This is a genomic window from Ruegeria sp. CL6 (assembly GCF_056536465.1).
This window is the reverse complement of the sequence record NZ_JBQFPR010000001.1, coordinates 503,615-518,107: the sequence shown is the minus strand read 5'-3', so window position 1 is coordinate 518,107 and position 14,493 is coordinate 503,615. Positions and strand designations below refer to the sequence as shown.

General features: G+C 58.0%; 11 protein-coding genes. 7 read left to right on the top strand and 4 right to left on the bottom strand.

The window, feature by feature from the left end; translation table 11 throughout:
• Window positions 1-33 precede the first annotated feature (33 nt).
• The gene (locus ACR0LH_RS02540; RefSeq protein WP_480719549.1) at window positions 34-870 is read right to left on the bottom strand and encodes a ferritin-like domain-containing protein; all 837 of its coding nucleotides are present in this window, start codon (window positions 868-870) and stop codon (window positions 34-36) included.
• A 63-nt stretch (window positions 871-933) separates the two neighbouring features.
• Window positions 934-1,395, bottom strand: coding sequence for a peroxiredoxin (locus ACR0LH_RS02535; protein ID WP_170413802.1), 462 nt, complete (start codon window positions 1,393-1,395; stop codon window positions 934-936).
• Between the two features lie 68 nt (window positions 1,396-1,463).
• On the opposite strand from ACR0LH_RS02535, the gene ACR0LH_RS02530 reads away from it, so the two are divergent.
• The 4 genes from ACR0LH_RS02530 (at window position 1,464) to ACR0LH_RS02515 (ending at window position 8,011) form a co-directional block, all read left to right on the top strand.
• Entirely contained in the window at window positions 1,464-4,850 is a 3,387-nt protein-coding gene (locus ACR0LH_RS02530) for a YhdP family protein (RefSeq protein WP_480719547.1), read from the top strand.
• A gap of 44 nt (window positions 4,851-4,894) precedes the next feature.
• Complete coding sequence (gene queA / locus ACR0LH_RS02525; RefSeq protein WP_480719545.1) at window positions 4,895-5,941, top strand: tRNA preQ1(34) S-adenosylmethionine ribosyltransferase-isomerase QueA; 1,047 nt, start codon at window positions 4,895-4,897, stop codon at window positions 5,939-5,941.
• Window positions 5,942-6,053: 112 nt separating this feature from the next.
• Window positions 6,054-7,325, top strand: coding sequence for an MFS transporter (locus tag ACR0LH_RS02520; protein ID WP_170382742.1), 1,272 nt, complete (start codon window positions 6,054-6,056; stop codon window positions 7,323-7,325).
• A 110-nt stretch (window positions 7,326-7,435) separates the two neighbouring features.
• Window positions 7,436-8,011: a DUF924 family protein gene (locus ACR0LH_RS02515; protein WP_170776616.1), complete on the top strand. Its 576-nt coding sequence runs from the start codon at window positions 7,436-7,438 to the stop codon at window positions 8,009-8,011.
• On the opposite strand, the gene ACR0LH_RS02510 is transcribed toward ACR0LH_RS02515, so the two are convergent.
• The gene (locus ACR0LH_RS02510; RefSeq protein WP_170382746.1) at window positions 8,008-8,442 is read right to left on the bottom strand and encodes a hypothetical protein; all 435 of its coding nucleotides are present in this window, start codon (window positions 8,440-8,442) and stop codon (window positions 8,008-8,010) included. The genes ACR0LH_RS02515 and ACR0LH_RS02510 overlap by 4 nt on opposite strands.
• 215 nt (window positions 8,443-8,657) lie before the next feature.
• Here ACR0LH_RS02510 and lpdA point away from each other — a divergent pair, with 215 nt between their 5' ends.
• Window positions 8,658-10,052: a dihydrolipoyl dehydrogenase gene (lpdA, locus tag ACR0LH_RS02505; RefSeq protein ID WP_480719542.1), complete on the top strand. Its 1,395-nt coding sequence runs from the start codon at window positions 8,658-8,660 to the stop codon at window positions 10,050-10,052.
• Window positions 10,053-10,193: 141 nt separating this feature from the next.
• Here the strand turns inward: lpdA and ACR0LH_RS02500 are convergent, their stop codons facing one another.
• A complete protein-coding gene (locus ACR0LH_RS02500; RefSeq protein ID WP_480719541.1) occupies window positions 10,194-11,579 on the bottom strand; it encodes a dipeptidase in 1,386 nt (461 codons plus the stop codon).
• Window positions 11,580-11,912: 333 nt separating this feature from the next.
• Between ACR0LH_RS02500 and hemA the strand changes: the two genes are divergently transcribed.
• Both hemA and ACR0LH_RS02490 read left to right on the top strand, forming a co-directional pair.
• Entirely contained in the window at window positions 11,913-13,136 is a 1,224-nt protein-coding gene (gene hemA / locus ACR0LH_RS02495; protein ID WP_170481336.1) for a 5-aminolevulinate synthase, read from the top strand.
• Between the two features lie 128 nt (window positions 13,137-13,264).
• Entirely contained in the window at window positions 13,265-14,479 is a 1,215-nt protein-coding gene (locus tag ACR0LH_RS02490) for a helix-turn-helix domain-containing protein (protein ID WP_480719539.1), read from the top strand.
• Window positions 14,480-14,493: the final 14 nt, after the last annotated feature.

Here is a 14,493-nt window from a genome sequence, read left to right as displayed (position 1 = left end):
GAGAAATTGCCGATAACGTCAACTTGAGCACGTTTATTGGTCATGCCCGGGCTGAGGCAGGTCTTCGGTCAAAGGCCAGTAAAAGTCCGGTGGCAGCCCCGCTTCGGCACGTTTTTCTTCGTTGAATGGCGGTTTCAGGACACCGTGAAAATACCGCCGGACCAAGTCGTGGAACACATCTTTTGGGTCGGCATTCTCGCGCCCGCACAGGAAATGGAACCACTTTGATCCATAGGCCACGTGCCCGACCTCCTCGGCGTAGATCACCTCGAGTGCGGCGATGGCGTTCTCAGCCTTGGCCTTGCGAAAGATGTCAATCATTCCGGGGGTTACATCCAGCCCGCGGGCCTCCAGCACCATCGGAACCACAGCCAGCCGCCCCATCAGATCCTCGGCAGTGTCTTCGGCGGCGCGCCACATTCCCGCATGGGCGGGCAGGGCACCGTAATGGCTGCCCATCTGCTCAAGGCAATCGCAAACCATCTCGAAATGGCGCGATTCCTCTTCCGCGCATTTCACCCAGTCGTCGTAGAAACCGATTGGCATAGCCACGTGGCCGAACCGGGCGATGATGTCCCAGTGCAGGTCGACAGCGTTCAGTTCGATATGCGCAACGGCGTGCAGCAGGGCAATGCGCCCGGCCTCGGTCCCCGGTCGGCGTTTGGGAACATCGCGGGGCGAAAGCAACTCGGGCTTATCCGGCCGCGACGGATAAAGCGGAGGGGTCGCTGTCCCGATCTCAATCTCAGGTGCATCACCCGTGCGCGACGCAAACCACTCGGCAGCGTAACGTTTGGAAAGGGCGGTTTTTGCGCGCCCTTCCGCAGTGGTCAGGACTTCGGTCGCCATCTGGGTCAGTGTTTTCGACACCGGGTTTCTCCGCTTTTGCGTTTGCGCGGGTCTTAGACCGGATGGCGGTCGTGGGAAAGAGGGTCAGAGCGCGCGAGCAGCCTCGAGCACCTCATCCACGTGGCCGGGGACTTTGACCTTGCGCCAGACGCGAGCGATCTTGCCGTCGGCGTCGATCAGAAAGGTCGAGCGTTCGATCCCCATCGACTTGCGCCCATACATGTTTTTCTCAACCCAGACGCCGTAGTCTTCGCACACGGTTGATCCCTCGTCGGACAGTAGGGGGGTGGTCAGGTTGTGCTTGGCCACAAACTTGTCGTGCTTGGCAATGGTGTCCCGCGAAATGCCGAAAACCTGAGCGCCCGCCTCGGCAAAGGCTTGAAGTTGTTCCGAGAAACCGATGGATTCCTTGGTGCAGCCCGGCGTATCATCGCGGGGATAGAAGAAAAGAACGACGGCACCGCCGCGCAGGTCTGACAACGTGACCTCGCCACCGCCGTCGCGGGGCAACGTGAAATCAGGGGCGATGTCTGTAACGTCGGGCATTGGAAACTCCGTTAAAGGTTTTTAAGTGCTGCCAGACATCATAGGGCGGCGCGAGCGGGTTGAAAGGCGTGGATAGAAAATTGGTGCAGCACGAAGACAAAAGTGCAGACACGCCGGACAAGCCCCGGCGCGGTCGGTCGCGTCGTCGTACTGCTGCTCGCTGGACGTTGTGGTTCGCGTTTTCCCTTGCTGCGATGGCTTTTGCTGGGTGGTTCTTTCTGATCGGTCAGCAACTGCACGCCCCGAACTGGATGCGGGTTCAGGCTGAAAAGCGGCTTGATCAAACGCTTGGCGGGCTGAAAGTCCGCTTTGGCGATGCCACCTTTTTTGTGAATGAGCAGTGGCGGCCCCGGCTTCGCTTGACCGATGTGACCATTAGTGATGCAGCCGGACAGCAGATTGCCCAAGTGTCCGATCTGCGCACACGCCTGTCGATGCGAGGGCTTCTGCGGGGGCAAATCCGCCCAAGGCGCATAATCCTGCAAGATGCGCAGATTGCCCTTACGCGCGGTAAAGATGGTGCGCTGTCGCTGACGGTTGGTTCGGGCAGCTCGCCCGTGCAACAGGCACCCACGCTGACTGAATTGATCGAAGAATCCGACGATGTGTTTCTTTCTCCGATCCTGTCGGGGCTCAGATCGGTCGAGCTGCAATCCCTGACGCTGGACTATCAGGATTTGCGCTTGGGTCGCGCGTGGGTATTTGACGGCGGGCATATTTCGATCACGCGCAGCGGGGACGAAATGCGCCTTGCCACCGGGTTTTCGGTTTTGACCGGCCGGGATTACGCCAGTTCGATCGAGGCAAATTACACCAGCGTCTTAGGCACGCCCGAGGCGAGTTTTGGCGTGTCGATCACCGATTTGCCCGCTGAAGACATAGCCGGGCAAAGCCTTGCGCTGTCTTGGCTTCAGGTTCTCAAGGCTCCGATCTCGGGCGCGCTTCGGGGCAGCGTGGACGAAATGGCAGCGCTCGGCCCTTTGTTTGCGACACTCAACCTTGGCGCTGGCGTCATCCAGCCCACACCTGAAACGCAACCCATTCGTTTTGACTCGGCCCGGACGTATTTCACCTACGATCCCAGCCAGCAGGTCCTAGATTTTAACGAGGCGTCGATTGTTTCGGACCTTGGCGCGGTGCAGGCCAATGGCAAAGCCTTTCTGCACGGTATTGAAAACGGGGTTCTCGAAAGCCTGACGGCGCAACTGGACCTGAACAATATTGATATCTACCCCGGCGGGTTGTTCCCTGAATCCCTTGAATCCGCCCGTGCAAATCTGGACTTCCAGATGAAACTGGCTCCGTTTGAGTTGCAATTGGGGCAACTGACCCTTGTGGATGCGGACCATACGTTGCGCGCCTCAGGTAATTTGATTGGTCGACCGGACGGGTGGGTGGCCTCTCTGGACGCGCATCTGGACACGATGACGGCCGACCGTTTGCTGAACTATTGGCCAGAGATATTGGCGCCAAAACCAAGAAAATGGGTGTCTGAGAACCTTTTTGAAGGGCAGTTTTCGGATGTTGAGTTCGCTTTACGCCTGCTGCCTCGGAACGAGCCGGACATATATCTGGGATTTGGGTTCAATGAGGCAAAGATCAGGTTCGCAAAGACATTGCCGCCGATCCAGGATGCCCAAGGACGGGTCAGTTTGCTTGACGACCGGTTCACAGCTTCGGCCGAAAGTGGCGTGGTTATCGCCGATGCCGGCGGAGCTGTAGATGCCTCTGGAACGTCATTCATCATTCCGGACACAACGATCAAGGGGCCATCCCCGGCCATCGCGCGCATCGTGGCCAACGGATCGACAACCGCGGCCCTTTCGTTGCTTGACCGTAAGCCGCTTGAATTGCTCACGAAAGCCGGGCTGCCGGTTGATCTGTCTCAGGGAGAGGTCAGTCTAGCCGGCACGCTGGCGCTGCCCATGAAAAAGGGGTTGAAGTTCAAAGACACAGAGTTTCACTTTTCCGGCACGATAGACGATGTGGAAAGTGAACGTTTGGTGCCCGGTTTCTCTGTTCGGTCTGACCGCCTGAAGCTGACCGGTGATCAAGCGTTGGTCGAGATCGGCGGATACGGTTTGTTCGGCGACGTTCCGATAGAAGCGACATGGCGGCAGCCAATCGGAAGTTCCCAGCCGCAGCGCAGTGAACTAACGGGGGAAATCGAACTGTCACCCCGTCTGATGACCGAACTGAAAGCCGGGTTGCCGCAGGGTATGCTGACCGGGAAAGGCACAGCAGACATTTCCGTGGGCATCGGAGCAGGCGATCCCGTAAAGCTGACGGCGACGTCGGACTTGGTCGGCGTTGGCCTTGCCATACCCGAGCTTGGCTGGCGCAAGGGGTCTCAGGCTGCCGGAAAACTCAACGTCGATGCAACGTTGGGCGGCCAACTAAGTGTGGATGCACTTACACTGGATGCCGCGGGATTGCGCACCAAGGCGTCGATCTCGTTTCGCGAAGGCGGTGACTTTGACAAGGTTCAGTTCAGCTCATTCGATCTGGGCAACTGGTTGGCCGTCCCAGCCGAGCTGGTGAATCGCGGGTCATCCGTTCCAGATATCAGGGTGTTGGGCGGGGTTATGAATTTGGGCGGCGCTACGTTCGGCGAAGGCAGCAGCGGAGGCGGAGGCGGCGGGCGCGGGCCAGCACTGGACGTTGTGCTGGATCGCCTACAGGTCACGGAATCGGTGGCGTTGACGGGATTCAGTGGATCATTCCAGACTACGGGCGGCATTACCGGGGCGTTCACGGCCGGCGTGAACGGAGGCGCGTCTGTTCGCGGACAGGTCACCCCGCGCGGCGGGCGCAGCGCGGTTGAGCTGAAATCGTCGGATGCCGGAGAAGTTTTGCGATCGGCAGGGGTCATTACTCAGGCTCGCGGTGGCTCGCTCGATATGAGCCTTGAACCCGTCGGCGCGCCCGGGAACTATGACGTTAACCTCAAAATCGTGAACACGCGGATCACGGATGCACCGGCAATGGCTGCCCTGCTGAACGCGATCAGCCTTGTTGGGTTGCTGGATGAAATGGCGGGGCAGGGTATCTTTTTTTCGTCTATCGAAAGCCGGATGCGCATCACTCCGACCCAAATCAAGGTTCTGAGCGGTAGTGCGGTTGGCCCGTCCATGGGCCTGTCTTTCGATGGAACGATAGATACCGTAGCTGGGATGCTGAATTTGCGGGGCGCGATATCGCCGATCTACCTGGTTAACGCGATCGGCAGCGTTTTCACCAAGAAGGGCGAAGGGGTGATCGGCTTCAACTATAACCTGACTGGTCCTCTGACAGCGCCCAAAGTGGCGGTAAACCCTTTGTCGGGTCTTGCGCCTTTGTTTTTGCGCAATCTGATGCGTACTCCGCCGCCGACGGTGACGGATGGCCCAAATTCCCTGCCGGTGAAGCCCGATGAACCTAAACAGACTTTCGGGTCGCCTCCGAAAGATCATTGAGCCGTGCTGTTGCTGAATCTGGTCGGGCCTTGTATGGCGCGCGCATGAAACTCAGCGACTTTGATTTCCACCTGCCCGAAGACCTGATTGCCACGCGCCCGGCAACGCCGCGTTCGTCGGCGCGATTGCTTGTGGCCGATGGCGACGCGATCTCGGACGCGCACGTGTTTGATCTACCCGAGTGGTTGCAGCCCGGAGATCGCCTTGTTCTTAACGACACGCGCGTCATCCCGGCGCGTCTAAATGGACGGCGGCACCGCGACAGCGCTCAGGGACCCGTTTCCGCAGCGATCGAGGCAACTCTGCTGGACCCGCAAGCCGATGGAACCTGGGCCGCGCTGATCAAACCGCTGAAGAAGGTCAAGCTGCACGAAGAGATCAAGTTCTCAGACCAGCTCAGCGCCTCTCTGGAGCGGGTGGAAGACGGGCAAGCATTCCTGCGGTTCAACCTGACCGGAGAGGACTTTGACGCCGCGCTGGAAGGCGCCGGTGCGATGCCCTTGCCGCCCTATATTGCGGCCAAGCGTCCGGCGGACGAACAGGACAAAACGGATTACCAGACGATCTGGGCCCGCAATTCGGGTGCCGTGGCCGCTCCGACCGCGTCGCTGCATTTCGACGAAGCGCTGATGCGGGCGCTGGATGAACGCGGCGTGCAGATTACGCATGTCACGCTGCATGTTGGCGCAGGGACTTTTCTGCCCGTGAAAGTCGAAGACGTGACCACGCACAAAATGCACGCGGAATGGGGAAGGGTCAGCGCGCAGGCCGCCAGCGAAATCCAAAAGACCAAGGCCGCTGGTGGGCGGGTCATACCAGTTGGAACCACTGCGCTGCGCCTGATCGAGAGTGCTGCGCGTTCGGGCGGGATCGAGCCGTGGGAGGGTGAGACTGACATATTCATCTATCCCGGTTTCCAGTTTCACGTCACCGACGCGCTGATGACCAACTTTCACCTGCCGAAATCCACCTTGCTCATGCTGGTTTCGGCATTGATGGGGAAGGATCGAATGAGCGATGTCTACGCCCATGCAATTAAACAGAAATACCGCTTCTTTTCTTACGGTGACGCGTCGCTTTTGATCCCGTGAATGCCGCCTTGTCGGGATCGTATCTTAGTAATGTCGTAGACAAGCATGACCGGAGCCGTTTTTCATAACAAAACGAATCCGTAGTTCAGGTCGACATTGCTCGGAGGTTCCAATGATTCAGGTCCTGTCCAGCGCATGGGCGCTTCTTCTTGGCGTGGGCCTGCTTATGGTCGGCAACGGCTTGCAAGGTACGATCCTCGGCGTTCGCGGCGAGATCGAGGGGTTCTCGACCCTTGAGATGTCATTTGTGATGTCGGCCTATTTCGTGGGATTTCTCGGTGGATCGCGTCTGGCGCCCGAGATGATCCGACGCGTGGGACATGTACGCGTGTTTGCGGCGCTGGCCTCGTTCATTTCGGCCGTGATGATCATGTACCCGATGCTGACCGAACCTGTGGCGTGGATTCTGGGCCGTGTTGTGATCGGGTTCTGCTTTTCCGGCGTTTACGTCACGGCCGAAAGCTGGCTGAACAACGCCGCCAGCAACGAAAATAGGGGGCAGGCGCTGTCCCTGTATATGATTGTTCAGATGACCGGGATCATTACAGCGCAGGGCTTGATGCTGGTCGGAGACCCCGCGGGGTACGAGACCTTCGTGATCGCGTCGATTCTGGTTTCGGTTTCCTTCGGGCCGATCCTGTTGTCGATTTCACCTACACCTGCGTTTGACACGACCAAGCCGATGACCCTGCGCGAATTGATGGGCAAATCACCGCTTGGCTGTGTCGGCATGTTCCTGTTGGGCGGCGTGTTCTCGGCTCAGTTCGGCATGGCTTCGGTGTATGGTGCGCGGGCCGGGCTGACTCTGGTCGAAATCTCGACCTTCATCGCCGCGTTCTACGTTGGGGCCGTGGTCTTGCAGTACCCGCTCGGCTGGTTTTCTGACCGCATGGATCGTCGGTTTCTGATCATGCTTGTGGCCATCGCCGGGGCCGGAGGGTCCATTTCCGGCATGTTGTTCGGTACGACGTTCCCGATCCTGCTGGTTTCAGCTTTCGTGATCGGCGGGATGTCAAACCCGCTCTATTCCCTGCTGATTGCACATGCCAATGACTTTCTTGAGCATGAGGATATGGCGGCGGCCTCTGGCGGACTGGTCTTTATCAACGGGCTAGGGGCGATTGCCGGGCCGCTGATCACCGGTTGGTTGATGGGCGACGGCGTATTTGGCCCTCAGGGGTTTTTCCTGTTTATTGCCATGCTGTTGGTCGTGACCGCAGGGTACGCAATGTACCGCATGACGCAACGCGCGGCTATTCCGGTCGATGAAACCGGAACGATGTCTCCGCTGTACCCCACCGCCTCACCCGTTGCGTTTGAAGTTGCACAGGAAGTGGCCATCGAAGCGGCCGAAGCCGAACAGGACACGCAAGATGTTGCCTAGGACACGGATTTATGTCGCAAGTGTTGCAATATGTTACTGTAACAGACCTGTAAAACAGCCTTTAATGACGTTACGTCCCTGGGGGAGGCGAACAGACGGAGTTTAGGGCAATGGCAGGGCCTGAAGACGTACTGAGTTTTTGGTTGGATGAAGTCGGTCCCAAGGGTTGGTATTTGCAGGACGAGGCGCTTGACGCTGAAATCCGCAAAAAGTTCCTTCCCATGTGGGAGGCAGCAAACGAGGGCAAGTTTTCCCTTTGGCTGACCTACCCAAGCGGCGCATTGGCGTACATCATCCTGATGGATCAATTCCCACGCAACATGTTCCGAGACAGCGCCAAGGCGTTTGCGTCTGACCGTGCGGCATTGTCAGCGGCCAAATGTGCTGTGGACAAAGGGTGGGATCTGAAAATTGATGAACCCGCAAGGCAGTTCTTCTACCTTCCCCTTATGCACTCGGAAAACCTGTGCGATCAGGAACGCTGCGTGCGGCTGATGTGTCAGAATATCAGCGAGGATTCGAGCAACCTTTTGCATGCGCGTGCGCATCGTGAGGTTATTCGGCAATTTGGACGGTTCCCGTACCGCAACGAAGCGCTTTCGCGCCCAATGACCGAACCCGAAGCCGCATATGTGGATATGGGTGGTTACGGAACTACGGTCAGAGAGCTTCAGGCGGCCAGTTAAGTCGCGGGTTCGCACCCACGTATCGCAATGATCCGGTCGGCGATCGCGTCGGCCGAGGTCTGAATTGCCGTATTGATCAACTCGTCCGGGGCATCGGTGATCTCAGAAATACGGGTCTGCGCCGTTTGCAGCTTTGCTTCCAGCCCGTCCAATTTGTCCAGTGCCGACGAAAGTTTCTGCACCTCCACTCGGTTGGTGACGACATCGCCCAGTTGGATCGAGGACAAATCGCTGCGCAGGGCGGCCAGCTCGCCCCGGACGCCTTGAATTTCGTCTTTCAACGGGGCTACGATTTGTATGTTCTGGGCGAATGACGACGCGATCCCGTCGACCGTCGAGGCCAGCTTCCATCCAAGAAACAGGCACAGTGCCACCAGAATAAGAGTGGCGTTCAGCAGTGCTAGCAGTAGGTCTTTGAGCGTCCTGGCCATTGTAAGCCTCTTGAATAACTTGGGTTTAACGGTTGCCGGTCCAGCCGGCCTCTATGTTCTAGCCATTGAACCAGACGCGGTATAGGCTGAAAACTGCGCACTAAGCGCAAATTGACCCTGCGTCGCTTTTGTCGCGGGTGGCCTATATTGATGCGTGTGGAAATTTAGTTTAATGGTAAACTAATTTCTGAACCGTCCTGCGCCGAGAGGAAACCATGGCTGCACAATCTTTTGATCTGATCGTAATCGGCGCCGGTCCCGGCGGGTATGTGGCCGCAATTCGCGCGGCCCAGTTGGGTTTGAAGACCGCTGTGGTCGAGCGTGAACATCTTGGGGGCATCTGCCTGAACTGGGGGTGCATCCCCACCAAGGCGCTGCTGCGGTCGTCAGAGGTTTTCCACCTGATGGAACGGGCCAAGGATTTCGGCCTGAAGGCGGATAAGATCGGATATGACCTAGACGCCGTTGTCAAACGCTCTCGCGGGGTTGCTGCGCAGTTGTCTGGCGGCATTGGTCATCTGCTAAAGAAAAACAAGGTAACCGTGGTGATGGGCGAGGCAACAATCCCCGCCAAGGGCAAGGTCTCGGTCATAACCGACAAGGGAACCGAGGAGTTGACGGCCAAGAATATCGTTCTGGCCACTGGCGCGCGTGCCCGTGAATTGCCGGGGCTTGAGGCGGATGGCGATTTGGTTTGGACCTACAAGCACGCATTGCAGCCGCCACGCATGCCCAAGAAGCTGCTCGTCATCGGGTCGGGTGCAATCGGTATCGAATTCGCCAGCTTCTACAACACGCTGGGGGCCGACACGACAGTGGTCGAAGTGATGGACCGCGTGTTGCCCGTTGAAGATGCGGAAATCAGCGCCTTTGCCAAGAAAGCATTTACCAAGCAGGGCATGACCATAATGGAAAAGGCGATGGTCAAGCAACTGGACCGCGCCAAGGGCAAGGTGACCGCGCATATCGAAGTCAAGGGCAAGGTGGAAAAGCATGACTTCGACACCGTGATCTCTGCGGTCGGGATCGTTGGCAATGTCGAGGGGCTGGGCCTCGAGGCTCTGGGTGTCAAGATCGACCGGACGCACGTGGTGACGGATGAATATTGCCGGACCGGGGTCGAGGGTCTTTACGCCATTGGGGATATCGCAGGCGCACCTTGGCTGGCGCATAAAGCCAGCCACGAAGGGGTCATGGTCGCCGACCTGATCGCGGGCAAGCACGCGCACCCGGTCAAACCGGAAAGCATCGCGGGCTGTACCTACTGCCAGCCGCAGGTCGCATCAGTGGGGTATTCCGAAGCGAAAGCCAAAGAACTTGGGTATGAAATAAAAGTTGGCCGCTTCCCGTTCATCGGCAACGGCAAGGCGATCGCGCTGGGCGAACCCGAAGGGCTGATCAAGACTGTTTTTGATGCCAAGACCGGGGAACTCTTGGGGGCGCATATGATCGGTGCCGAAGTGACGGAACTGATTCAGGGATACGTTGTCGGGCGCCAGTTGGAGACAACCGAAGAAGACCTGATGAACACAGTCTTCCCGCATCCGACACTGTCGGAAATGATGCATGAAAGCGTATTGGACGCTTACGGCAGGGTTATCCACATGTGATGTGCGGCGGATGGGGGCTCTGCCCCCGCCGCCCGTGCCGGGCGACTCCCCCGGGATATTTTTAGCCAGATGAAGCGGGGGATCCGTACTTCATCTGGCCCCAAATATCCCGGAGCGCGAGGCAGAGCCTCGCAAAAATGTTTATTTGGTCAGAGCGTCCAGAATGCGCGCCCACGAGCGGATGCCCTTGTGGAAACTTTTGACGTCGTATTTCTCATTAGGGGAATGGATTGCGTCGTCGTCGTTGGCGAAGCCAACCAGCATGGAGTCCAGCCCGAGTTCGGTGTTGAAATAGCCAACGACCGGGATAGAGCCTCCCATCCCTGTGAAGACGGCCTCGCGGCCCCATTCATCGGACAGGGCGCCCCGGGCGGCTTCGAATTCGGGGCGGTCGAGGTTCATGACAGAAGCGGGCGAGCCTTCCAGGTCGTTATCCCATTCGATCTTTGCATCTGTCGACAGGCGTTGCTCAACATGTTTTCGGATTTTGTCCCGTAGGTCATCCGGATCCATGTCACCGACCAGACGGCAGGTGATCTTGCAGTGCGCCTGCGACGGGATAACAGTTTTTGACCCGGCCCCGTTGTAGCCACCCCAAAGCCCATTCACCTCGAGTGTTGGGCGGGCCCATTGCTGTTCCAGCGCAGAATATCCTTTTTCGCCATGCGGCTGCGTATATCCCACCGAGTTGAGGTATTCGGCCTCATCAAATCCGCAGCCCTCCCATTGGCGAAGCTGCTCTGCTGGAACGTCGTGGACGCCTTCGTAAAACCCGTCAACGGCCACGCGGCCGGTTTCGTCATCGTAAAAGGACGCGACAATTTTTGACAGCTCGCGAAGTGGGTTCAGGCCGGGACCGCCATAATGACCCGAATGCAGGTCAATCCGGGGTCCGGTGATTGTGAATTCGTCCTTGAGCATCCCGCGCAGTTGAGATGCGATTGAGGGGACGCCGCGCGACACCATAGACGTGTCGCAGACCAGGGCCAGATCCGCTTTTAGCTCGGCCGCGTTTTCGCGCAGGAACGGGACCAGCGAGGGCGAGCCGGATTCTTCTTCGCCTTCAAAGAAGAATGTGATGCGACAGGGCAGGGTGCCGTGAACGGCTTTCCAGGCGCGGCAGGCTTCGACAAAGGTCATCAACTGGCCTTTGTCATCCGATGAGCCACGCCCCCGGATGACGGGGCCAGTCTCGGTCTCTTCAATCGCTGGATCGAACGGGTCGCGATTCCACAGGTTCAGCGGGTCGACGGGCTGCACGTCATAGTGACCGTAGAACAAAACATGCGGTGCGTCGTTGTCCTCACCGATATGACCAACGACCATGGGGTGCCCGGTGGTTTCCCGCTTTTCCGCTGAAATCCCGATGGACTGCAGGTCCGAGACTAGCCATTCGGCGGCCTGGCCGACTTGGGCGTCATAGGCAGGGTCTGTTGAAATCGAAGGAATGCGAAGCAGTTCCATCAGGCGGTCGATTGAGGTTTGAAGATCGGCGTCGATACGGGTCAGAACAGCGTCCAGCGACATGGGGGTCTCCTGCCATGATGAATTTGGCGGAACCCTATCAGCGCCATCGGCGCCGTCCAGTACGCTTTTCCAGGATCGCTTGATAAATGCCAAAGGAATAGGAGTGCTTTTTCTGCGCAGCCTGCGTCGTTTCCTCGCGTCTGTTTGCCGTAACTTTACTTGTCGAGAAGGGTCCAAAAAGATATTTGATGCAAATCAAATAAGCATTCTCTTAGTTCGATATATGTTTTGGGCTAAAATGAGTGCATCGGTGCAATTTCGGATTCGTCCGAATGCGGTGCCAGAAAGGACGTTCGGCCAACATGATGAGGTCGGGCAAGTAAGGAGAAACCGGTGGACTATACTGCTCAGCTCGATTCAGCGATCGCTCGGCTTCATGACGAAGGACGCTACCGGACATTTATCGATATTGAGCGGCGCAACGGGCACTTCCCTCACGCTGTTCGGACGCGCCCTGACGGGTCGCAGCAGGATATCACCGTATGGTGTGGCAACGACTATTTGGGCATGGGTCAGAATCCGGTTGTTCTGAATGCAATGCATGAGGCTGTTGATGCCGCCGGAGCAGGCTCGGGTGGAACGCGCAATATCTCGGGGACAACTGTTTACCACAAGCAGCTTGAGGCCGAGCTGGCCGATCTGCACGGTAAAGAAGCGGCGCTGTTGTTCACCAGTGCCTACATTGCCAATGACGCTACGCTGAGCACGCTGCCCAAACTGTTTCCCGGGCTGATCATCTATTCTGACGCATTGAACCACGCCTCGATGATCGAAGGTGTGCGTCGCAATGGGGGTGCCAAGCGCATCTTTCGCCACAATGACGTCGCCCATCTGCGTGAGCTGCTTGAAGCGGACGACCCCAAGGCCCCAAAGCTGATCGCATTTGAATCCGTGTACTCGATGGACGGTGATTTTGGTCCGATCGAAGAAATCTGCGACTTGGCCGATGAATTCGGGGCGCTGACCTACATTGATGAGGTTCACGCCGTCGGCATGTATGGCCCGCGCGGGGGTGGAGTGACCGAGCGTGATCGTTTGGCGCATCGTATCGACATTATCAACGGCACATTGGCCAAGGCCTATGGCGTCATGGGCGGCTATATTGCTGCGAGCGAAAAGATGTGCGACGCCGTGCGCTCTTATGCGCCGGGCTTCATCTTCACGACCTCTCTGCCGCCCGCCATCGCAGCGGGCGCTGCGGCGTCGGTCTCTTATCTGAAGCGCACGCCAGAACTGCGCGAACAGCATCAGACGCAGGCAAAGATCCTCAAGCTGCGGCTCAAGGGAATGGGACTGCCTTTGATTGACCACGGCAGCCACATCGTGCCCGTGATCGTCGGCAATCCGGTTCACACCAAAATTTTGAGTGATCGGTTGCTGGATGACCACGGAATCTATGTACAGCCGATCAATTTCCCGACGGTTCCGCGCGGGACCGAGCGTTTGCGGTTTACGCCGTCTCCGGTCCACGGACCCGACGAAATGAACCGTTTGGTGCACGCGATGGACGAACTTTGGTCACATTGTGCGCTAAATCGCGCCGAACTCGCAGGTTAACCTCACGCCGAAGTGTGCAACGTGATTATCGCGTGTTAAGATTATTCTAACAAAACGGGCAGGCGAATCATTTAGGCCATGATTCGTCGTTAGCGTAAAACACGCGAAGGCAGAATGGGGCAGCAGGGATGATTGGGCGCAGATCTCAGCGCGAATCCAAAGATGACATCGAAGTCCGACCGAAAGGGTATGACGACTACGAGGTCAGGCTTGGCGACATGATGCGCGGCGAGCGAGCGACTATGGGCAAGTCGCTTCTGGATGTTCAGCGCGAATTGCGGATCAAGGCCAACTATATCGCCGCCATAGAAGACTCAGACCCAGAGGCATTCGACACACCCGGCTTTATCGCCGGGTATGTGCGTTCTTACGCTCGCTACCTTGGCATGAACCCTGATGAGACATTCGCGGCGTTCTGCAAGGAAAGTGGGTTCGAGGTCGCGCACGGCATGTCCGCTGAGGCTTCGGTTGTGCGTAAACCTGCGGGTGGCTTGCCGGCGCGCGGTCCAATGGGCCGTGATCCGTTCATGTCGCCCAACACGCCTTATATCCCCGGTCGGGAATCTCTGGTCAGTCAGATTGAGCCTCGGGCGATCGGATCGTCCTTGGTTTTGTTGTCACTGATCTGCGGTATCGGTTACGGCGGATGGGCCGTTCTGAACAAGATTCAGCAGGTGCAGGTCAGCCCGGTCGAACAAGCCCCGGTCGTGTTGTCCGATCTGGATCCGCTGGATGTTGCCCGCTCTGACGGATCGTCCGATGAGGTTGCTGCTGTTCAGACCCCCAGCGCCGAGGCTCTGGATCGTTTGTACCGGCCACAGGCGCTGGATGTCCCTGTGCTGGTTGCTCGGGATGCACCGATCTCTACGCTGGACCCGCGTTCCGTCGGGACTTTCCTGCCACCAGAGCCGCCTCAGTTTGAAGTCGCCGAGGTGCACACTGTCGAACGTCCTACTTTGCCGCAAGTGGTCGAGGAATTGGACACAACGCTCAAGATCGTAGCCGTCGACCCGGCTTGGATGCGCGTCACGGCTGCGGATGGCAGCATCATTTTTGAAGGCACGCTAGGCACGGTCGAGCAGGGCAGTACATTCGAGGTGCCGCTGACCGAGGAACCGCCGCTGCTGCGGGCGGGGGCATCCGGGTCGGTCTATTTTTCGATGAATGGTGAACATTTCGGTCCGGTTGGTAATCCCGGAACGGTCGCAAAGGGCGTAGTTCTGTCCAAGGATGCCGTGGCCGATCGATACGACGTCGCCGATCTTGAGGCCGAACAGAACAGCGCGCTCAGACAGCTCGTTGCTGAATTACAGGCGCAAGAGTCGCAAGAACCGACTGAGTGATCTTGCCATTGCGG

What these genes read in the sequence shown, in the direction of transcription:
- ACR0LH_RS02535 (WP_170413802.1), bottom strand. Translation starts at nt 1,395, where the DNA reads ATGCCCGACGTTACAGACATCGCCCCTGATTTCACGTTGCCCCGCGAC.
- queA (WP_480719545.1), top strand. Translation starts at nt 4,895, where the DNA reads ATGAAACTCAGCGACTTTGATTTCCACCTGCCCGAAGACCTGATTGCC.
- ACR0LH_RS02520 (WP_170382742.1), top strand. Translation starts at nt 6,054, where the DNA reads ATGATTCAGGTCCTGTCCAGCGCATGGGCGCTTCTTCTTGGCGTGGGC.
- ACR0LH_RS02515 (WP_170776616.1), top strand. Translation starts at nt 7,436, where the DNA reads ATGGCAGGGCCTGAAGACGTACTGAGTTTTTGGTTGGATGAAGTCGGT.
- ACR0LH_RS02510 (WP_170382746.1), bottom strand. Translation starts at nt 8,442, where the DNA reads ATGGCCAGGACGCTCAAAGACCTACTGCTAGCACTGCTGAACGCCACT.
- lpdA (WP_480719542.1), top strand. Translation starts at nt 8,658, where the DNA reads ATGGCTGCACAATCTTTTGATCTGATCGTAATCGGCGCCGGTCCCGGC.
- ACR0LH_RS02500 (WP_480719541.1), bottom strand. Translation starts at nt 11,579, where the DNA reads ATGTCGCTGGACGCTGTTCTGACCCGTATCGACGCCGATCTTCAAACC.
- ACR0LH_RS02490 (WP_480719539.1), top strand. Translation starts at nt 13,265, where the DNA reads ATGATTGGGCGCAGATCTCAGCGCGAATCCAAAGATGACATCGAAGTC.